This window comes from Algibacter lectus (assembly GCF_900112395.1).
In the GTDB taxonomy this organism is placed as follows: Bacteria; Bacteroidota; Bacteroidia; order Flavobacteriales; family Flavobacteriaceae; genus Algibacter; species Algibacter lectus.
Genome location: NZ_FOLN01000018.1, coordinates 1 through 21,723, shown reverse-complemented (window position 1 = coordinate 21,723; position 21,723 = coordinate 1). Strand labels below are relative to the sequence as shown.

20 protein-coding genes and 2 pseudogenes are annotated in these 21,723 nt (G+C 30.4%); 5 read left to right on the top strand and 17 right to left on the bottom strand.

The genetic code is table 11. The features are described 5' to 3' along the window. A pseudogene (locus BM246_RS20155) lies at positions 1–201 on the top strand (IS1182 family transposase); the annotation flags it as partial. Positions 202–297: 96 nt separating this feature from the next. On the opposite strand, the gene BM246_RS19445 reads toward BM246_RS20155, so the two are convergent. The 4 genes from BM246_RS19445 to BM246_RS19430 all read right to left on the bottom strand — a co-directional run bounded on the left by BM246_RS19445 (position 298) and on the right by BM246_RS19430 (position 7,598). Next, positions 298–1,269, bottom strand: a complete 972-nt coding sequence (locus tag BM246_RS19445; RefSeq protein ID WP_074940626.1) for a hypothetical protein — start codon at positions 1,267–1,269, stop codon at positions 298–300. Between the two features lie 385 nt (positions 1,270–1,654). Continuing rightward, complete coding sequence (locus tag BM246_RS19440; protein ID WP_074940622.1) at positions 1,655–2,728, bottom strand: hypothetical protein; 1,074 nt, start codon at positions 2,726–2,728, stop codon at positions 1,655–1,657. Positions 2,729–2,826: 98 nt separating this feature from the next. Next, complete coding sequence (locus BM246_RS19435) at positions 2,827–4,608, bottom strand: serine hydrolase (protein WP_083415866.1); 1,782 nt, start codon at positions 4,606–4,608, stop codon at positions 2,827–2,829. Between the two features lie 476 nt (positions 4,609–5,084). Continuing rightward, entirely contained in the window at positions 5,085–7,598 is a 2,514-nt protein-coding gene (locus BM246_RS19430) for an RICIN domain-containing protein (RefSeq protein WP_139221942.1), read from the bottom strand. Positions 7,599–8,115: 517 nt separating this feature from the next. Between BM246_RS19430 and BM246_RS19425 the strand changes: the two are divergent. After that, a pseudogene (locus tag BM246_RS19425) lies at positions 8,116–8,304 on the top strand (DUF4172 domain-containing protein); the annotation flags it as partial. A gap of 98 nt (positions 8,305–8,402) precedes the next feature. Here BM246_RS19425 and BM246_RS19420 read toward each other — a convergent pair. The 7 genes from BM246_RS19420 to BM246_RS19390 form a co-directional block, all read right to left on the bottom strand. Beyond that, on the bottom strand, positions 8,403–9,521 hold the full coding sequence (locus BM246_RS19420) for a hypothetical protein (protein WP_074940617.1): 1,119 nt from the start codon (positions 9,519–9,521) through the stop codon (positions 8,403–8,405). A 100-nt stretch (positions 9,522–9,621) separates the two neighbouring features. Beyond that, complete coding sequence (locus BM246_RS19415) at positions 9,622–10,032, bottom strand: hypothetical protein (RefSeq protein ID WP_074940614.1); 411 nt, start codon at positions 10,030–10,032, stop codon at positions 9,622–9,624. A 30-nt stretch (positions 10,033–10,062) separates the two neighbouring features. Next, positions 10,063–10,599, bottom strand: a complete 537-nt coding sequence (locus tag BM246_RS19410) for a hypothetical protein (protein WP_074940612.1) — start codon at positions 10,597–10,599, stop codon at positions 10,063–10,065. Between the two features lie 7 nt (positions 10,600–10,606). After that, positions 10,607–11,029 (bottom strand): hypothetical protein, encoded by a 423-nt coding sequence (locus tag BM246_RS19405; protein ID WP_139221941.1) that lies wholly within the window; start codon positions 11,027–11,029, stop codon positions 10,607–10,609. Positions 11,030–11,209: 180 nt separating this feature from the next. Next, the gene (locus BM246_RS19400) at positions 11,210–11,788 is read right to left on the bottom strand and encodes a hypothetical protein (protein WP_074940607.1); all 579 of its coding nucleotides are present in this window, start codon (positions 11,786–11,788) and stop codon (positions 11,210–11,212) included. A gap of 65 nt (positions 11,789–11,853) precedes the next feature. Beyond that, positions 11,854–12,630, bottom strand: a complete 777-nt coding sequence (locus tag BM246_RS19395) for a LuxR C-terminal-related transcriptional regulator (protein WP_042501495.1) — start codon at positions 12,628–12,630, stop codon at positions 11,854–11,856. Positions 12,631–13,145: 515 nt separating this feature from the next. After that, entirely contained in the window at positions 13,146–13,499 is a 354-nt protein-coding gene (locus BM246_RS19390) for a hypothetical protein (RefSeq protein WP_139221940.1), read from the bottom strand. Between the two features lie 399 nt (positions 13,500–13,898). On the opposite strand from BM246_RS19390, the gene BM246_RS19385 reads away from it, so the two are divergent. Beyond that, positions 13,899–16,007 (top strand): DEAD/DEAH box helicase, encoded by a 2,109-nt coding sequence (locus tag BM246_RS19385; protein ID WP_074940604.1) that lies wholly within the window; start codon positions 13,899–13,901, stop codon positions 16,005–16,007. 331 nt (positions 16,008–16,338) lie between these two features. On the opposite strand, the gene BM246_RS19380 is transcribed toward BM246_RS19385, so the two are convergent. From BM246_RS19380 to BM246_RS19350, 6 genes are all read right to left on the bottom strand, one after another. Then, the gene (locus tag BM246_RS19380; protein WP_042505113.1) at positions 16,339–16,896 is read right to left on the bottom strand and encodes a hypothetical protein; all 558 of its coding nucleotides are present in this window, start codon (positions 16,894–16,896) and stop codon (positions 16,339–16,341) included. A 6-nt stretch (positions 16,897–16,902) separates the two neighbouring features. After that, positions 16,903–17,154, bottom strand: coding sequence for a hypothetical protein (locus BM246_RS19375; RefSeq protein ID WP_042505115.1), 252 nt, complete (start codon positions 17,152–17,154; stop codon positions 16,903–16,905). A gap of 26 nt (positions 17,155–17,180) precedes the next feature. After that, a complete protein-coding gene (locus tag BM246_RS19370; RefSeq protein WP_042505118.1) occupies positions 17,181–17,516 on the bottom strand; it encodes a hypothetical protein in 336 nt (111 codons plus the stop codon). Positions 17,517–17,739: 223 nt separating this feature from the next. Continuing rightward, the gene (locus BM246_RS19365; protein WP_139221939.1) at positions 17,740–18,315 is read right to left on the bottom strand and encodes a hypothetical protein; all 576 of its coding nucleotides are present in this window, start codon (positions 18,313–18,315) and stop codon (positions 17,740–17,742) included. 163 nt (positions 18,316–18,478) lie between these two features. Beyond that, positions 18,479–20,194 carry an amidohydrolase gene (locus BM246_RS19355; RefSeq protein WP_074940595.1) on the bottom strand — a complete coding sequence of 572 codons (1,716 nt, stop codon included), beginning with the start codon at positions 20,192–20,194 and terminating at the stop codon, positions 18,479–18,481. A 509-nt stretch (positions 20,195–20,703) separates the two neighbouring features. Further along, positions 20,704–21,255 (bottom strand): hypothetical protein, encoded by a 552-nt coding sequence (locus tag BM246_RS19350; RefSeq protein ID WP_139221938.1) that lies wholly within the window; start codon positions 21,253–21,255, stop codon positions 20,704–20,706. A gap of 53 nt (positions 21,256–21,308) precedes the next feature. On the opposite strand from BM246_RS19350, the gene BM246_RS20050 reads away from it, so the two are divergent. Then, positions 21,309–21,449 carry a hypothetical protein gene (locus BM246_RS20050; protein WP_175489817.1) on the top strand — a complete coding sequence of 47 codons (141 nt, stop codon included), beginning with the start codon at positions 21,309–21,311 and terminating at the stop codon, positions 21,447–21,449. 2 nt (positions 21,450–21,451) lie between these two features. Next, positions 21,452–21,723 (top strand): transposase (locus tag BM246_RS19345; protein ID WP_175489749.1); only part of this gene is annotated, 272 nt, incomplete at its 3' end.

Sequence of the window (21,723 nt, the reverse complement as noted above, 5' to 3'; positions counted from 1 at the left end):
ATGGGGAAAGTGAATACCCTTGGGATTAAACAAGCTAATAAGTGTATGCATGTATCAGCAACAGCCTATAATCTTAAAAAATATTTAAAATATATGAAAAACCTGTCAGAAAGTATAGCGGGAATACTTGTTATTATTAAAAGCACAAAAAAACACCTAATAAGCGTTCGAATGATATGTTTTAAGCCACTTATATTTTAGAGAAAATATGGAGTATCAAAAATAAAAACAGCTTAAAAACAAAGATTTTAAGCTGTTTTTATACTTTTTTAAGGGGTTGTGCAACGGTTACCGGTGTTAGCTGTTGTTTTTTCTTTTTTCAGTTAAATTCGTAATTACATATCCTATAACAGAACCAAATAATGCTAAAATCATTCCTAAAACTAACGCATTTAGTAAATCAATTTTTGTCTTTAAATTTTCATTTTTTAAAGTTATTATTTCGTTCTGATTTTCAATTTTTTGACTTATTAAATCTATTTCATCATAAATGTTTTCAATTTCAAGAGTTTTCTTCGGGTTAGATAATAATCCTTTCTCTATTATTGATAATCTTTTTTCGACATTTTTAAAGGTAGCTGAAGAATCTTTAATGTAAACAGTATCCTTGTAACTCAAAGTGTTGTTTTTCAGAGAATCTAATTTTAATATTTTATCTTTTAAAAACTCAATTTCTAACCTTGTTTTTTCAATTTTTAAATTGTCGTTTCCAATATAGTCTATAGAAGATGAAGTATAGAAAGAAATAATAGCAGTTAAAATACCAACAGTTAAACTTGTTAAGGTCCACAATGATAATTTTTCTTTATTCTTTTTTTTCTTTTCTAATTCAACAACTATTTCTTTTTCTAATTCTCTTTCTATTTCTTTCTCTTCTATTTTTTTCTTTGCCGATAAAGTTTCAAATTCAGGGAATTCCTTTTTTGTAATGGGAATCCACTCATTTTCATCTCCGATTACCAATATTTGAAAATCATTAGAGTCTAAAGGAAAAACTAAATAATATGGAAGCGATTCGTTTTTAAGTGAAAGTAGATAACTTTCAATTCTTATTCTAACAGATTTTTTAATGTTTGGATTTATATTTTCCTTAAATTCAACCAATCCAATATATTCTCCTATTCTAGTATCTAATATTAACAAGTCAGGTTGAATCCTTTGTCCTTTAAATGAATAAGCAGGTGTTTGTCTTAAAAGACTTTTACTCGGGTAGTTTTTCTCTTTTTCTAGAAATTCGTAAAATTTGCTAGTTAATTCTTGTTCATTCATTGAATTTCTTTTTTCTAATAACAGCTAACAATTGTATATAGTTAGTACTAACTATATATCTATTTTAGGGTTAATACTTTTTTTATGGTATTATTAAAGCTATTAGTTTTTTTATGATTCAATATGATTACATAAGCTGTAGGTATTCATATTGAAATTCTTTAGGGAAGAAAATATTTTTAAATATATTAAAAGTTACTTAAAAAAGTATATGAAATAAAATATTTCTACAAACCGTGATTATTTTAAATAATACTGCAAGGGAATAGAAATTTATTTTATTGTTATACCTATGTTGTACCTTTTTTTATTTTTCTTATTTATTTAGCTGATATATAGGTGATTATTTATCTTGTATAGATAACACGGTGTTACCACAAGTTTTTTAATGTAAAACTTGCCCACCAGCTATTACATTTCTATTTTCTAAACTACTTTCAGAACTTAATGTGGCTACAATGAAAGATAGTTTAATATTATTGAACACGAGTCCAAGCGTTAATTGACCGAACGAAAAATTTGAATTCTCAATTCCAAGATTTTTAGAAAACTCTTCGGTTCCATAAATTTGATTGAAGTTAAATGCACCAAAAAATCTTAATTTATTATTTGTTAAGGCCGCATCAGCATAAAAGTCAATCCCTATTGATGCACTTCCAGCAAATTCTTCTGTAGTAGTCCCAAATTCAGGAAAATCAGCAGTTCCTTTAGCTCTTAATCTTGAAATAAAATTAAATTGATTGTTTCTTGAATGTATGTATGCTAGTGGATATTCTATGTTTAAAACTGTATTACCTCCATTAGATACTAATCTTTGATACGCTTCATCTTCCTTCGCAACAGATAGGCTATCAGAAGAACTACTAGAAATCATAGCACCTAAACTAACTCTCAAAACTGAAAGGTTACCACTAACTAATTCTGAATAAATTGAACCTGTGTTATTTCCAATATTAAAACCTGTATTGTTTAAAACACTAAATCGCTTACCCTTATCATCATATAAAATATCAAAAAATGCTCTTGACCGTTTTGGTCCAAATGATAGAATTTTAGAAGTGGAATATTGAAGGTATTCTTTCACATATTCATTTGATAAACTATCAATAACTGGATTTAAAATTCTAATTGAGTCTTTAGAATTTTTAAGTTGCTTTTCATAGTTTATTAATTCTTGATTCGTTAGGTTTAATCTGCCTTCTGCATTTTCGTCCAGTTTTGTTAAGGCATTGCTGTATATTGAATCCAGTTTAGTCTTTTGTTTCTGTAATCTCTTCTTTTTTATGTTATTCAAGGTCTTGTAGTAGTTGAAAACTTTTTTGCCATCTACCAAGCTAGAGTCGGCAGGAAAAGTTTTCCCTTCGGTCGGATTGTCTAGAATTTTGAAACTAGGTACATTTTGGGAATATACTAGAGACGAAGAGAGTAAAATAAATAGTAAAAGTAGTTGTTTTTTCATTTTGTGTTATGTTTTAATTTGTGGTAATAATTGTATATAGTTAGTGTTGACTATATATCTATTTATGGTTAATACTATTTTTCATGATATTATTAAAGCTATTTTATCTTCTTACACTCAAATATTCCAGATGGTGCTTTATATTTTAAACCAGAAATTTTATTGTTTTTTTCTGTGAATTCAATTTGCATATCGTCGAATTTTTCCACTTTAAATATGTGTTTTTTATAAGGGATAAGTACCTCGTCTGTAGTTCCTAACATGGTTAGCTTGTTATCTTTTATTTTTATTTCAAACTCGGAGCCAGCATATTCATATGTCCCAGTGTATAGATTTAATATTTCTGGGCTCGATAAAGATTCATCTGTTTTTTTATTGAATGTAACTTGGCCTTCATCTATTGAAATCACGGCCGTAGATATTTCACCTTGTGGACTAACACTAAAATTAATACTCCATTTTCCTAGAATTTCATCATTTGGCGTGTCGAATCGGTTGTAGTGATAATGTTGCAGAGGTAAAATTGTTCTCCTAAAATTGAAATAAAGGGAGTCATTTTCTTTTCCAATAATGAACTCACCATAGACCTCGTTAACATAAGTGCCTAAATAATCATTTATATTATGTGTTGGAGAGGTTCCTTTAACATTATCAAACCCAACTTGAGCTCTGGCTTTTTTACCCATTTCTTTCCTTTTAAGGTGATCAGCCAACAATCGACCATTCCAATCTGTTTGCTTCAATCCTAAAAGCCTATCAACAAGGTTATATGCTATAATTGTATTGCCTAAACTTGCTCCATGATCACCTATTGAAAACGTTATAACTCCTATATCATCATAAGGAAGTATTATTACTTGAGAGTGAAATCCTGGCATTGCCCCACCGTGTTTTGTTAATACATTACCTTTATAAACCTCAATTTCTCTTGCCATACCATAAGTGGAATTTAGCTTTTCTTTATAGCCTTTTTCTTCTAGTTCTGAATTTCTAAACGCAATACCTGGTTTCAAGGTTTCATTAATTATGGAGGTAGGTATTACCTCTTTGTTCTTATACTTTCCATCTTTCATAAGTGCAATTACCCAGTGAGAAAGATCATCTAAACTTGTTATAATAGCTCCTGCAGGTCCTACACCTGCACCATCTTCTTTAAGAGGGATTTTATATAGAAGCGTAGTGTCTCTTATCTCATTATAAGGAATTCCATGATCACTTGATTTTTGCATTTCGGCAATGGAAAAAACAGTGTTATTCATTTCAAGTGGAGTGAAAATATTTTCTTTGACATATTCTTCCCATGTCTTTCCGGTTCTGAGTTCTATTGAATAACCTACCGCTGTATACATGAGATTATTGTATATAAAGTCTTGGCGTAAGGGGATAGATGGTTCTAGGTATTTAATACGTTCAAAAAGTTCTTTCCGTGAAAAGTCTGATTGAAACCAAATCATATCATGTCTAGAAATACCGGTTTTATGCCCCAACATATCTCTAAGTGTAACATTACTGTTTAAGAAATCATTGTAAAACTGAAGTTCTGGAACAGATTCTGTAATAGGTTTATCCCAATTGAAAATTCCTTTTTCTACTAACATACCAGCAGCTATTGTTGTAAAAAGTTTAGTGTTAGAGGCTATTTGAAATAGCGTGTTTTTTGTAACCGGAAGTTTATTTCCATAATCTCTATAGCCATATCCTTTTACGAATACAAGTTCTCCATTGTGAATAATTGCAACACCTGCACCTGGCTCATTCCAATCAGTCAAAACATCAGACATATACTTATCAAAACCTTTAAGCGATTTGCTAATGTTAATTTCCTGTGCTATAATATTGATTGATAAGAGCGAAAAAAATGCAAGAATAATGTTTTTCATAATAGCTGGTTCATGTTAATTCTATTCTCGTAACAACACCAAACATTAATCAAAGAGCCAGTAATAAAAGTACATAACTCATCGACAATATTTAGCGTTAATTACTAAAATTGACTTGTGCTTATAATTATGAAAATAAATAGGGAGAGAGGGTAATAGGCTTGCTTATAGCTTATTGGAGTTTAAATATAGATAAAAAAAATAAACTGTAAAGATTTTTTATTCTTTTTATTAAAAAAACACATAATTCCGATTCTATTATGAATGCGAGTTTATTAATTCAGAAAAATTTCTAAATACTCAATAGCTTCGTTTAAATTAAATAGGAGGTAAGAATGGGGTTATCTGTTATATATTTAGTTTAAAGTAAAAATAATACTGTGTTTTAAGAAGGCATAGTTTAATAATGAGCCGATTAATTTTGTTAATCGGCTCATTATCATTTTTTGATAATATTTATAAATAAAATAATTTAGTTATTCAAATTTCCACATCGCACTCCACATATTATCTGTTATTGGACCTACCTCTAATTTTCCATTTTCATTGTGAATATATTTATCAGGATACCAATTATTTTGTATTCTAATATATTCACCATAACCAGGTTGAAATTTCCACAAAGCACTTGCCCAGTTAGGTAAGATTTTAACAACTTCTAATTTATGACCGCTGAAGTTTAAATACAATTCTGGGTTTTCTAGGTTTTGTATTCTTACCCAGCCATTGCCAGCAGGTATAACTTTCCATAGTTGCTCGTCTTCATTTGATTTAATCGCCTCCAAAGGAGAGTTATTTTGACTTGCAATGTATAAATGCTTTTTAAATCTGCTCTGTATTCGCTTATAGTCTTTTCTGTTTACAGTATACAAAAAACCTTGATTACCACCTTTTGCGTCTATATTAGCGCCTCTTTTAAAGTTACTGTGATCAGATTGAACAGGTACAGCAAAACGACCATCTGCCATACGTAGAAACGCATAAGCGTCGAAACCAGAAATCCAAGCTTCTCTTACTTCATCTTCTTTTGCTAATTGCCAACGATTAAAGTTTGCTTTGTTTATAGCTTGTTCTAATGTAAGGTTTACTTCTCTATAATAGTACATGTTAGGGGTATTATATCTAGCATCCATAGTTGCTAGTATTTTACTTTTAAGCTCAGGATTCGATACCATATTTGCAGCTTCAGTTTCTAGTTTGCGTTGCTCACTTATACTAGCAATATGATCAGGAATTAAGTAAGTAAAGTCTTTAGCATCAAGAACAAGCATTTTGAATAAGAAAGTAAAATTTTCAATTTTTTCTTGATCACTCATTGTTTGCCAATTTTCATTTCGAGGTTTTATATAGCAACCTTCTTTTAAACTGTTTTCAAAAATAGCAATTTCAATAGCCTTTCCGCCAGTGGGCATAAAACCTACCATAAAAACACTTACCCCTACAGCAACAGGCCCTATTGCCGATGATAATGCTGGCCCAATGGCTTTGCTTCCTAATTTAGAACTGATAATAGTATAAGTCATGGTAACACCATCTATAGTACCTCCTGATAAATTCGTTGCTGTAGTTAGTGCTACTGAAAAGGCATTTAATGCTTGAGCTGAAAATAATACTGTCGCTCCTGTAGCAAGACTAATTCCTGCTTTCTGAGCATGACTTGATACTATATTTAGGGCTTGTGCTTCTGCGCTCAAATTTGACGATAAGTAATTAGGAATGTTTAATAATGTACTTACACTAGGATCATCAGGAAATGACTGAGCTACAAGTGGCATTGAAAAATCTAATATTTTCATATTTTGCTCGTGGGTAAAATACATGGGGCTGCCATTCATACCTTTACTCTTAAACTCATTTACCGTTTTATCTCCTAATGGAATACCTGATTTTATAAATCTTCCCCTACCAGAGTCATCATAAACTATAGGCTCTATATCTTCTCTATCTATTAGCGTGGGACCATCATTAAATTGTAAACCCGGAATAAATGGGGTGTCATTTAATTCTGCAGTTGTGCTTCTAGAGTAGTATTTCCAAGATTCTAGCGTGTATCTATTTGCTTTAGCTAAATGAAAACTTACATATTCTGAAAATTGCTTGCTAAGTACTGGGTTTGCTCCAGTTCTTAGGGTTTTTAAATATTCAGGAACAAAAAAACCAACAAACTCATATCGTGTTAATTTACACGATTTACAGGTGTTATCTTTATTGGTAATTAAATATTTTAGGTAGCCTTTTAAGTGAGTCGTATTGTTTTTATAGCGGTTAGGGAATTTTTCATTTATATATTGATCTAGCGAACGGTTCAAAATATGCTGATAATTAGCATCATCCCATTTATCTTGCATAATATTACCTACACCATTTGCATATTTTTTTTTGTATGCATCATAAACTGCTGCTTGACTATCACTATAGTTAATACCATTTAATTTAAAAAACTCACGGTTGTAATAACCATCTTTACTTTGGTCTATAACTACCGGGGTACCTGCGTCTCCGCTAAGTTTTATTACATTAGATCCAGAATTTGTAGTTGTAATTGGTTTTGGAGGCGCTACAATGGGAGTACCTGGTTTCATAGTATAAAAGAAACCTTGATTACCACCTGTAATGCCAATATTTGGTCCTTTTTTAAAGGTGCTGATATCAGCTTGAATTGGAACTGCCATTTGGCCATTTGCTAATAGACCATATGAATGTTGATTTAATTTTAAATATGTATAAGCTTCGGTTAGTTCTTCTGGGGTTGCTAAAGACAAACCAAATTCTGCAGCTTTAGCTTTAGCTTGATCTAGAGTTAAATTATCCTGAGGGTAAAATTTTACTTCAAAAACGCATTTACCGCCTTCACCAGAAACTTTCCCATCCTTACAAATGTTTTTTATTGTTGCGGTCCCCATTATGATAGTTCTGTCTTGAGAGAAAAGAGGTTGGTAAACTACAAATATTGCGAAAATTAAAAATACTTTATAAGTAAAATGCTTCATGTTATTGGTTTTATGTTAAACGATATTTTTACTTTTTAACAGAATAAATTAATTCTATTTACCTTAATCTAAACATTAATCAAAGAGCCAGTAAAAAAACATAACTCATCGACAATATTTAGTATTAATTACTAAAATTGACTTTTGCTTATAATTATGAAAATAAATAGGGAGAGAGTGTAATAGGCTTGCTTATAGCTTATTAGAGTTTAAATATAAATAAAAAAAATAAACTGTAAAGATTTTTTAGTTTTTTATTAAAAAATTTATAATCCTAATAATAGGATTTCGATTCTATTATGAATGCGAGTTTATTAATTCAGAAAATTTTTAAATACTCAATAGCTTCGTTTAAATTAATAGGATGTAAAAAGGGGGTTGTCTGTTATATATTTAGTTTATAGTAAAAATAATACTGTGTTTTAAGAAGGCATAGTTTAATAATGAGCCGATTAATTTAGATAATCGGCTCATGACTTATAATTGGTAGCAAAAAGAATAGACAAAATTTAGCTATGATATAAACACACTAGAGGATAAGCTCTACGCTTTTATTGAAAAATCAGGACGTATTAGTGGTATTTTAAAAGCCATGACAAGAGAGGATCATTTGCAGGCTATGATAAATATTATGGTAGCTGAAGCTATTAAAACTTCCGAAATTGAAGGTGATGGACGGAGTACTTCTTATCAGATTAATTTTTAATAACCTCGTATAGTTTATAGTAGATCATGATTTAGCTAAAATAGATCTGGGTATTGCTGGGGGTATTGGTTGTAAATGAGTTTGATGATAAAATCATTTCAATTTTTACAGCGTTCTACTATTATTTTCTGTTTATTTTTAACATATGCCTTTTCTAAGATTCTTATTGTATCTTTTTTTTGTGGTGCAATTGCTCGTAAGATACGTGATGGATAATTAAAGAGGTATGCATGCGTATCAAGACTAAAACTTTTGTTTTCCTTTTGCATGTTGGCGTATTCAAACAAGTTATCAGAACTATAATAGTACGATTCGTCATCTAACCAAACAAAGTTTTCATTAGGCAGTACAAACATCCTAATATTGCTACCGTTTATGGCTTTGTGAAAATAAGGCGTACTATTAAGTAGTGCTGCATCTTGCTCTTGTAAGTGCTTTAAATTAGTATAAAAGTCTTTTAAATTGATGCTTACAAAAGCCTGATTTTTTATATCTAGAATGCTCCAGAGATCTTCTAATTCATCTGTCTCTGGCTGATATCGTTGGAATTTAACACGAACCATATCGCCAATTTTTACGGAGCTAACAAGACTTATAGAACTATTAAAATTTGTCCATTTTTTTAACCTATTTACTTTATGGTTTTTCACTTCGGTAAGGACAAGATCTCCGTTAGCGTGTACAGCTAGAATGTTGTTTTTATCGATCCTTATAGAATATAATGGTAGCGATAGGTGATGATTTTGATAAATACTTGTAGCATAGCTATCGTCAATATGTATTGTATGATTAAAAACTATATTTGGCACCTCCGTTTTTGGGATAAAGTGGCCGTATTGTTTTACTAATTCATTTGTTTTAGCCTTATCTAAAATGGCATAGTTTGTTTTGTAAACATAGGTTACAAGCGTAATTATCTCTTGTGTATTGTCTTCTATTTGATCTACATATTGCGGTACTAAACTTATAGTGTATAACTTTTGTTCTACATCATTTAATATATAAATATCGCTTAGTATCTGTTTTTTATAAGGTAGCACGGCATTTACATTGTATAAGAAAGCGGTACTATCTTTTACCAATACATACGCATGGCTTGACACAGGCAAAACAGCTTCTTGTGTATATTGCGATTTATAATTATCGCTTAAAACTAGCTGTTGTGCATCTGCTGATACAGCTACTAGTAAAACTATTGCTATTACTAAGAATTTCATAAGTTATTGCTTGCTTATGTAGATACTCAACATTTTGATCTTTTAAAAATTATCAAATATAATTTCTGTTTTTCGTGCTTTGTTGTGCGTTTGTTATTTTTTACCTAAATCCAAATGTGTAGTTTGAATAAATTTTATAGCCACTATCTTTATAGAATTTCATCCATTTATCCCTAACGGCATCTATTTTGGTAAAAGATTTTTCCCAATAATCTGTTGTATGCGCATAACAATAATCCTTGTTTATGTTAAAGTGTACAGACACTTTGTTTTTCCAACGCGTAGCCAATTGAGAACCAACAACTTTCTTTTGGTCAAATAACCTAAAGTCATCTTCAAATTTATGCGTAATTATTGGGCTAAAGTATGCGATTCTTTCACTAACACACATTTGACTGCTTGAATTAGAAATATAGATTGAATACGTGTATTGGGTTAAATTGTCTTGTGCATTAGCAACTGTTGCTATGCTTAAAAATATTGTAAGGATTACTAATTGTATTGTTTTCATAAAAATTTAATTTGTGCAAGTTGGGAATTTTTAGAATTTACTTTGTTTTCTTTTTTCGCTAGCAAGATATGCCAAATGTTGAAAGGCTTTCGTCATTCGATTTGCTAGTGTATGATCATCAAAACTTAGAAGAATACTATCAAAGAATTTTTCTTCATCATCAGATGTTCTTTTTGCAAATTTCCCTGTAAGCTTTAACCCTATGTTAAAGGTTGTAAATTCATCATTTATTGCCTTTTCTAACGTAACTTTTTTTAATTTATTCAAAGGTGTTTCAAAATAGACATAAGAAACTGATTTATCCTTGTTATATGTTGAAGAAAACTTCGTATTTAAAAAATTGTCTTTAATAGAATGTTTGGTTTTATTTGCTATAGTTGCATATTCATTATCGAAACTCTGTTGGTTGAACTTCTGTTGCAGGGATTCTATAACCGTATACTTCAAGTTTTCAGAAATAAAATTAATAGTTTCCTCCCAAGTCGCATCATTTTGTTTTTCTTGGCTATGCACATTATTGGCAGAAAAAATTAATAGTGTAAATACAATTAGGTTTAGTTTTTTCATTGTTTTTTTAGCCCCTAACCCCAATACCGGTAGCTTTTTTAGTGTTTTTAATAGTGTCTTTTTTAGAGTTTTCTCTTAAAAACTGACTGGCATCTAGGATGAAATTTGTTTCGTTTTTTAAAAAAGACTGTGTTTCTAAAAGTATTTTATGGCTTATATAACGGTCTTTGGTGTATGCTGTTTCTATTCTTTTTTGCAAAACCTCCATTGCTTTTTCTTTACTGGAAGCCTTAAATGCTTTAATGTATTTAAAGGTTTTAGAGGGGCAGTCATCACTTTTAATAATATATTCATAGACAACTACATAATCTGATTCACCTACATATAAATCCACTTTTTTTATATTGCTATCTTCACTGGGGTTTAATCTCTTTTTAAAAACTTCAATTATTTTATTACGCTTTTCTGCATCTAATTTTGTTGGTAGCATAAAGGTTTTAAAATCGGTATCTACAGAGCACCAAGGGGCTAATTTTGTATTATTAATTAAAACATAATAATGTGCGCTTTGCGCATAAAAAGAATTAAAGTAAAACCCAAGAAATAGAAACAAACAGAAGGTTTTGTTTTTATTTGAAATTTGAAGTATATTTTTAATAGTATGTTTTTTTTAAAATTTATCTCCAGAAGCTTTGCGTTCTTCTTCTCGTTTTTTTGTGGCTAGGTAAGCTAAATGTTGGAAAGCTTTGGCGATACGGTTGCTCATTTCGTCACCATCGATAAATATTCGAACATCATCGTATTTCTGATCATCAATATTTCGAAATGAATAATAGGGCTCATAGTTATTATTGTTACGAAAATTTTTTCTAACATTTTTAAATGTTACATCATCATTGTGTGTGTACAAATAAATTCCAGAGTATTTAGTTGTATAACTTATATTCTTAAGGTTTTTCAAATCAATAATTATACTTTCTGCATAAAGTGATGTATAAGTATAATCAGCTTCTCTATGACCCCAAAAATATTCATCTGGATCAATATTAATAGTCATTGTAGAGTTACTAAATTCTATATTTATTATTTTTTCTTGAGATTCTTGATTCCTAACACCATATTCGTTAACTTCATCTTTATACTTTTTAATAAAATCAATTGTCTCCTCCCAAGTAGCATCATTAGAAGCATCTTGTGCATTACAAAAAAATGTGATAGTTAAGCATAAGCTTAATAGAATGGTTTTCATATTTAGGTTTTTAACAAAAAAAACATAAATTATTTAATACTGCAACACTCAATATTGAGTGTTTATTAAATAATTTGATTTAATAAACAATATTGGACTAATTCTTGAGTTGAAGAAAACTTCAGTTTTTTTAGTATACTTCTTCTATGTCCATCTACTGTGTGTGAGCTAATAAAAAGTTTTTTACTTATCTCTTTACTTGTTTGGTTTAGTGTTAACAATCGTAGAATATCCTGTTCTCTATTGCTTAGGCTGTTGGTAGCTAATAAGTTTTGATCATAATTTTTATAGTATAATGTTTCGTATTCATTGTTTTTGTTTAATTTTTTTACAGTGCAAATTATTGGTCTATATTCTCCATTCCCAATAACAGTGGCATGGGCAATTCCAATAATAGGTTTTCCGGTTTCATCAAAATATGTAGGGGTTTGATGTTCCAAAATATTGCAAAAATCGCCTTTACTATTTTTTACTCTAAAATTCCAAGTGTAATTTAGATTTTCTCGATCTTCTTTTTTTACTTTGGTCATTGTAAAAGTCATTAAATCTTGTAAGGCCTTCATCCAAACAACTAGGTCATCTGGATGAAAGTGAGAAAGCCAGTATTGAGGTCCAATAGAAGTCATTTTTTCTATATCTAAACCTAACGTAAGCTCAAAGTTTTTACTAACAAATGGGTAGGTTTGCAATGAAGTGTTGGTTACAATAAAAAAAGACTCGGTTCTTGGTAAATATTTATCTAGTTCTATTAGTTTATTAATGTGTTGTTCTATGATAGTATTTTTATATTCTTTATTCGTATCGAATATTTCTTTAAATAAGTCTATTGTTTCTTTTTTCATAATTCTTTTAATTTAAATGTAACTTACTTTAAGTAGCGCTACATTTTAAAACCTATAGACCTCAATAATTTGCTATTAATTAGGATTTAGAGATTTTTGCCTTTTAACATTTTAGACGTAAGTTTATTAAATTATACACAATTACCCAAAATTATGTGGTTATAATTAATAATTATGCTGGATGTCTTTATTAAAATTCGGAATACTGAAATTGTTTTTTAATGTTGGTTTTAGGGGTAACTAAGAGTAATTATTAGCTTAACATCTTAAGTAAAATTAATAGGAGAGAAGAAGTATAACTTGTTTTGAAATCTTGATTAAGTTTTTTAGTGTAAAAAAAAAACTAACAATTTTGAGCTATTTTCATCATAGAAATAGCACTAATTATTACCTTTGAAATGGTAGTGCTAATTTCCGGTCACTTTCTGGGTCGTTTTGTACCTCATTTTTCGTTAAGCCTTGTAAATAAAGAAAAGTTGATTTCTGTATTGGGAAATAAATAGTCTACCCAAACATTAGCTGCTTTTCTTCTTTTTTCTAAATATATCTTTTAGTATAATATATTGTTCGTGATATAAAAGTATAGAAGCAATAATGAAGGGTACTCCAGACCAAAACGCCCATGTATGAAAATCGGTGTTGTTCACACTAGGATATGCTAAATATCTAAATGAAAACCATAATGCAATTAGCCCTAAAATACCGATTACGTGCTTATTAACAACTTTTTCGATTTTTATACTTAACAGGATAAGTAATTGACCGAGAAGAGAGAGTAGTGAAGCGCCAAGTAGCAGGTTAGCAAAAGAATCGGAAAAACCACTGCTTGAAAGCCACCTATCTAAAGTGAAATACTCAGTTAATAGCATTACAGAGATAGTGTTTTTATGAATTATAAAAATGAATGAATGCAATATTAATGTCCAAATTTTAAGCTTTTTCATATTCTTATTTATAACAATTAAAGTAAGTTTTTAAAATTATTTTTTGGTTGTCGCACAAGGCTAAAATATTGAACTTATATATTAATCAATCTAGCCTGATTACAAAATAGACCTGTATTCTTACTTATTCAAGCTAAGATATAAATAATAAATTTTAGGAAAACAATAGTTAACTATATTGGGTCTATTAGTATTTAGTAACAAACAAGTTTCAATAAAACCACGCTGTAAAAGTCATTTTGTATAGCTTTGCTGAAATATAAATTACATAGGGATCAAATTCTATTTTGATAGGGCTTAGGCTCACATAAAAGCGTATTATTAATGGAATATATTTTTAAGGAAATAATTTTTAAATGGAACGAAGATCACCATAAACAAAAGGCTTATAACGAAAAGCAACTTGTTAATTTATTATACAAGCAAAATATTGAACTCGAATTAATTGAAAAAACACTCAGTGATTATTCAGTTTATTTTGATCGCGTAAAACGATATTTATATAGTCCAAAATGGAATAAGCTTATAAGAGATTTTCCTTCTTGGTTTAATTTAGTAGATGGTAAAGAGCAAGAAATTACAAAGGCTTTTATAGACGAAGAAAATGCTATCGAGGACGATAATGCTAGGTTATGGGTTGTAGCCAAAATTGATAAGAAGATTTCAAATTCCGATTTCGGATTTTTGTACCAAGCTGTTATTTCTCTGCCTGATGGTGTTTCTAGTCCTGGGCAAGAAGGCATACCAATAAATTTATGGTGGCAAGATGTTGCTAAACAAAACAATATTCAAGGTGTTTTTTTAGCATATTATAGAAGTATTTCAACCATAATATTTCGAGTTTCAAATGAATTAACAGCCGAGCATTTAAATACTACATTTAAATTTAAACCCAAGGCTATTAATTTTTTAAAACATATAAAAGATCGGTTTAACGCTGTAAAATATGACGAACTCAGCCTTACAAATAAGTTCTTTTTTAAAAGGAATATTAGAATAGATGATGACTTTAAAGGTGGAATAATAGATGCATCATTAAACCAATCGCAGCAAAAGGCAGTGCAAAGTGTATTCTCTCAAAATGTCACTTTTATTTGGGGCCCACCAGGAACAGGAAAAACATATACACTTTCAAAAATTATAGCAAAAGCATGTACAAACGGGTTGCGCGTTTTAGCCGTTAGTATTTCAAATATTTCTATTGATATTCTAGGAAAAGAAATTATAAATGAATTTGAAAATTTCTCAGAAAGTTCAAAGAAACTTCTTGAAGACAGAAAGGTTTTAAGGTTTGGTTATCCTGTTTTATCAGAGATTGTAAATGATAGCAGGCTTTACCCCGAAAAAGAAGAAGTAGATCGCGTAAGGAAAGAATACGGCACAGTTTTAAAATATTTAAGAAGTCATTCTAAAAATACCGATAGGGAAGACATTGCCAGAGCCAGAAACAAACAAATTTTGCTTAAAAATGAGATAAAACAAATTAATCAAACAAGAATTGCTAATTCTCAATTAGTGTTTACCACAGCGGCACAGTGCTTTTTAGCTGATAATTTTGAACATGAAAAATTTGATCTCGTAGTTGTTGATGAAGTAGGGATGATGCCATTGATACAAACGCTAACTATGGCGAGTTTTTCAAAAAACAAATTTGTTGTTGCAGGAGATTTTAAACAACTTGGACCAATTAGTACAGGCCAAACAGAAGCTGTAAATAATTGGTTTAATAAAGATGTTTTTGAATATATGGACGATGTTGAAGGCTATGATGAAAATATTAGAGTCATGCTTTCGGAGCAACGCAGGATGCATCCAGACATTTGTTCGTTAATAAATGATAGGTTTTATAATGGTTTATTAACCTCTAATTATCAAGAGAAATTCACATCAATTAAGTCTAGTTTTGGAGTTATTAATACGCCGTATTGTTTTATTCCTGTAGAGCCAAAAAATGGAGCTGTTGTAAAAACCACGCAAGGACGATCTAGAGTTAATGATAAATCTGCTCAGGTTGTAACCGAACTTGTAGAAAGCTTAATAATAGAAAATGAAGCGATGATAATTGGTGTTATTACGCCCTATAATGGCCAAGTAATAAATTTAAAACGAAAATTGAGAAACAAAATGCTTTTCGATAATCAGCTTAAAAATGTAACGGTTGGTACAATACATTCTTTTCAAGGTTCGGGTTTCGATGCTATTGTTTATGATATAGTAGATAATTGTGAAAAAAATATAGGCATGCTATACAAAGGCATTCAAGGGGAACGATTAGTTAATGTGGCACTTTCAAGAGCAAAACATAAGCTAATTATTGTAGGTGATCTAAAGGTGTTTTCAATTTCGGACGATTTAAATGAAGTTTCTAAAAAATTACGGTCTTTAATGGTTGATTTAAGATTGTCTGAGAATAAATTGAGTTATAAAAATTAAGAATCCAAAATAAACTTGACTATTAGTAAATTTTCATAGTTTCTTTAAATCGCTAAAGCTTTGGGAATTTATCAAATAAAATCCTCATCTAGCTTACAATTTACAATTAAACATTTCAATGCATAAAAAAGGAAATATTAATAAGCTAATTATCAAAAGAGTTTTGAAGTAGAACAATGAGAGATATAAGCTAACTTCAACAAATATTAGAAGGGTGTAAAACGTTTTTTTGTTCTTAAGATGGTCTCTTTTAAATATCATTCTTTGAGTTGTGACGAATGGTTCTGGATATATTTAGTTACGCATTTGGTAAACTAAAACGAGTCGATTTTTAAACACATTCTTTATTATAATAATTGATAATATCAACCACCTGCTTTTTCTTAAATTCTTTCTTTTTTATTTTATCTATTAAGGTAGGGCAATCTTCAATTAGATTAAATTTTCGTTTTTTAAGCCAAGCTCCTGTTCTGATTGTTACATTATTTTTTTCTAAAAAATAAACATAACCAGACGATGCAGGTAGGCTCATTCCTGCACCCATTCCCATTCCCATTGCAGAGCCAGAATTTGTAACAAAAACACTATATAGATTAATTTTTCCTAATTGTACTATTTTCATTTTACGAGAAATTCCTTGCACCAGTTTAAATCTATATCGCTCTACACTCTTATCTTCTCTTTCGATATCATAACCATTTAGTTGGCTATTTTCATAATGAATAATATCTGAATTTAAATTTGCTTTATATTTTATACCTCCCAACATTTTGGCCTTAACTAAACCTTTTAATTCTGTTGAGTCTTTTAAATAAATAGTGCCTTTCTTAGATTGTGCATTGATAAATAGAAATGATAGAATGGCTAAAAGGGTAAGTGTTTTTCTCATACTTTTTTAATTATTAATGTTCTTGATAACTGAATTGTTTTCATCGAACCAACTGCCATTTTTGTATGTTACAGCACCTAGTTCTGAATGAAAAAACACGTTGCCTAATTCGGTTTTTTGTTCTATTCCTGTTATATAATCAGGCACACAAACTCCATTATCTAGTTGAGTATAGCCTTCATCGCAAGGATCACTTTCGCAATTTATAAAAGAGATGCTTGTTATTAAAATAGCTAATAATAAAATATGTTTTTTCATTTTATAAAGGGTTTTATTCTGATTTTTTAGTCCAATTCATGAAAATATTCATGAGCCATTCCTTCAATTTCTCCACTTAATTTACCTCCGCAGACTTGGTTGTTATTTTCATCAAAAATAGAATAAGTCTGCTGTTCTAAATCTCCGATTGAAGTACACCCATCTAACCCAAGTAGGATTGTATAAAAAATGTCCGTAAAGGAAGCGTCTAAGGCTTTTTTTATTATTTCAGTTTGTTGGTCAGTGAGATTAAGAGACTTAATTAATTGTCCAACTTCGGTTTTAGAATTTTCAGATAAATATTCTTTTAAAAACCCCTCTTTTTCGGTGTAAAATGCTTTTACAAATTCTTCAGTGTTCATTGGCTTCTTTAGCTTGTGGTTAGCATCTCGTCTAAGAAACGTAGGGCAGGTGATAAGCACTATCGTTTCGGTTTATTACTTAGCGAAATATAAATATTTTGCTTTTATTTTTTCTATTATAAATGCCAAATCAAAAGCTTTGGCGGACTTCATAAAAATACATTAAACTTTCGGTTTAGCACCAAAACTCGTATCAATTATAGCTTTTGTTATGCTTAGTTTTTTATTTTCTTTTCCATTTCGAATCAACTTTAATAAATTCCATTTTCACTTTATCATTTTCAGACTTATGAAGAGAATAACTATAAATTATAACGGTATCCTTTTTTATGGATATATCTTTAACTTCATAAAGTTCTTTCTTTTGATTTGATGAATCTAATATTATTTCAAAATTATATTTTTCTGACATAAAATTATTATCAAAAATAATTCCAACAATAATAGTGCTACCATTTAAAGAATTACTCATTTCAAAATCCTTTGATAAATCAAGATAAAAAGGGTTGTCTAAAAGATGTTTTATTTCTTGAATTCTTTCCGGAAAAGTAGTTGTTCCGTCAAATCTAGAGTCATTTCCACAGACACCATATTCTCTCTTTGTAGCTAAATATAAAGTATCATTATTACTCAGGCTGCTAGCAATTTCATTAACAATTTCAGTCTTTAATTGATTTGAATTTTCGACTTCCTTCGTTGAAGGTAAAAAAAGGTCTGTATTAATGAATAAAAAGTATAAAAACGACAAAAGAATCATAATTGATACAAATATTTTTAGCCTTATGTTTTTTATTTTCAAATCAGTTTTTTTAATTAAGCACAACGGTTTGCGTATGGTTAGTTGCGCGATTTGTGCACTAAAGTTAGCAAATAAATCACAGATAGAAAGTCCGCAAGGGCTTTTGTAAGTAGTCTAAAAACAAGCATTTAATCATACGTGTTGTTGTACTTTCGTTATTTTGCTATTTCTTGTAAACTACTTTACCATTAAAAATAGTCATGACGATTTCAGTATCTAAAATCTGATTTTCTTTAACTGTCATCAAATCTTGATTGAAAATTGTAAAATCAGCAAGCTTACCAATGCTAATAGAACCTTTAATGTTTTCTTCAAAGGCGCCATACGCAGCATCTAAAGTGTATGATTTTAAAGCCTGCATTCGTGTCATTTTTTGTTCTGGCTCATAACCGCCTTCAGGAGTTCCTTTAAGTGTTTTTCGGCTTACACTAGCATAGAAACTAGCAATAGGATTAAGAGGTTCTACAGGCACGTCCGTTCCATTAACAATAGGAACGCCACTCTGTAATAAATCTTGCCACATGTAAGCGCCATCTTTAATTCGTTTTTCACCTAAACGGTCAATGGCCCAAGGTCTATCGGAAGACAAGTGTATGGCCTGCATTGCAGGAATTACATGCAGTTCTGCAAAACGAGGTATGTCATCCGGATGTAGATGTTGTGCATGTTCAATACGGAATCTATGATCGGTATCTAACATATTTAATTCTTTTAACGCTAATTCATATTGATTAAGAATTTCTCTATTAGCACGATCTCCAATAGCATGCGAACAGACTTGAAAATTGTTTTGAAGTCCTTTTATTGCTACTTCTTTTACAATGTCCATAGGAAGCGTTTCATGGCCATAGTGACCTGGGCGATCTGTGTAAGGTTCTAAAAGCCAAGCACCTCTGGAGCCTAAAGCACCATCACAACTTAATTTAATTGAACGTATAGTAAAACGATGATCTGGATCTATCCTCGGACCTTTTTCTAACCATTCGTTAAGTAGTTCTTCACCACCTCTTAGCATGGCATACAATCTAATATTCATTTTTCCGGCCGATTTCATGTCATCGTAGAGTGCTATTGTATTACTTGAAATACCTGCGTCATGAAAACTAGTGATACCATTTTTATGGCACGCTTCCATAGCTAGATTAAAAGCTTGAATGTTTGTTTCTGGCGTCTCTTCTGGGATATACTTGTAAATCATAGATATTGCATGTTCATTGAAAATACCTGTTGGCATACCAAATTGATCAACAATAACTTCTCCTCCTTCCATATTATACGTCTGGATTCCCTCTTTACGTAAGCCTTTTAAACCTGCAATTTCCATAGCCTTAGCATTTGCGAAGCCTGCGTGACCACTTGCATGACTTAAAAAAACAGGATTATCTGGTGATACTTCGCTTAGTAAATGATGCGTCTGAAATCCTTTAACCGTGTTTGCTGGCATACTGTCCCATTTGCTTTGGTGCCAACCTCTACCAAGAATCCATTCGCCTGGTTTAGTAGTTTTAACTTTCTCAGCAACAGCGTCTACAATATCTTGATAGCTGCTTGTATTCATCAGGTCAAGCTCTAATTCATTATAGCCTAAGCCCATAAAATGACCATGACCTTCAATTAAGCCAGGCGTCATCGTCTTACCTTCTAAATTTATAAGTTCCGTTTGTTCGTTTTGATAGCTTTTGGCTTCCTCAAAACTTCCAGCAAAGAGAATTTTATCCTTTTTTGTTACAACGGCCTCTACTGTTGTCTGTGTAGAGTCTACTGTATAAATGGTTCCTCCATGAATAATTATGGTGCCAAATTCTTTTTTATTATTAGCACATGAACTTAAAAAAAGACAGGCAATTATTATGTTTAATTTGTAAAATCGTAGTGTCATGATAGTTGTAATTAGTTTTAGTTAATTAATGCTCGTCCTATAACTTAGCTAGAGTAGTAAAGAATCTGTCGTTTTGTCTTCCTTATATCTATTACTAAATCAAACACTAAGCCTTGCGTAATTTGTATTTGAAGTCGTTCTTTTTTAAAGAATTTTATCATTGGTTAGCGGTTTCTGATAATTAAGCACTACAAAGCATACAGTTAGTATTAACTATATATCTTTATTATGGTATTATTAAAACTATTAATTTTTAAATGATTCAATATGAATACATAAGCTATCATATTGAAATTCTTTAGGGAAGAAAATATGTTTAAATATATTAAAAAGTTGCTTAAAAAAGTAAACGAAATAGAATTTTTCTATAAACTGAGGTTATTTTAAGAAATCCTTTAAGAGAAGGGAAGTTGTTTTTTGTTAAACCTATGTTGTACTTTGTTTTGTTTATTCATGGTGTCTAGATAACACGGTGTTGTGAAACGTTTTTCTATTATTATCATTAGTTTTTACTCAAGATCTTTTCCTCTTTTTCCACCTCTCTCTTCAATAGCACCTGCTAAAGCTTCAAGCTCAATAATATCATAATCTTTAGCTAACTCTTCATCGTTTATAATAAGATAAATATAATCTAGAAGGGTTTCTTTTTCTCCATCAATAATTTCATATTTATTAAAATCAATTGAATATTCCTCATCGATTGCTAATTGTTCTAAATATCCATATAACCCACTAGAAACAGATCGTTTAAGTAATTGTTCTCTTTCATGTATGCCATCTGTGCCATGATCACCACAGATTAGTATATTACTATACTTATTTAAATAATCGGATACTTTTTTCTTTCTTTTAGGGTCGTTTAAATCACTTCCAACTTCTCGTAAAATTATTCTATCAAATTCATCAGTTGGATCAGTATTTCCCCATGCTCTATAACCATGCATACAAATTTTATTAGCTAATTCTTCGTTATCAGAATTGTTCTCGGTATAAGAGTCTTGAGCACTAACCACATTAATTCCAACGAAAAAAAGGATGAATATAAAATGTACTATTTTCATAATGTTATTTGTCATATTATTTCTAACGTCTCGGCTATGAGTAGTTGCGTGGGTTGGCACTTAACTTTGCAAGTACACACCAAACTGAAAATCCTCGCGGATTTTCAGAAGTAGGCGAGAACAAGCAATTACTTATAGCCATTGTGCCTGTTGCACAACGTGTTGTTAAATATACAGAAATTTCGTATATTTAGTAATGCAAGGCACAAAAATATATCAAGAGAAATTATTCAGCAATTTTCAGTTGAGTAGTCGGGTTCCCCAAGACAATTTTTATAGACGATTATCTTGTGTTTTAGATTTGGAATTTCTACGGAATCAGACAAAAATCTATTACGGAAACTGTGGACAAAAAAGTTTAGATCCGGTTGTATTCTTCAAGTTCTGTTTAGTAGGTTATTTAGAGAATATCACCAGCGACCGAAAATTAATAGACCATTGCAGTTTGCGATTAGATATTCTTTATTT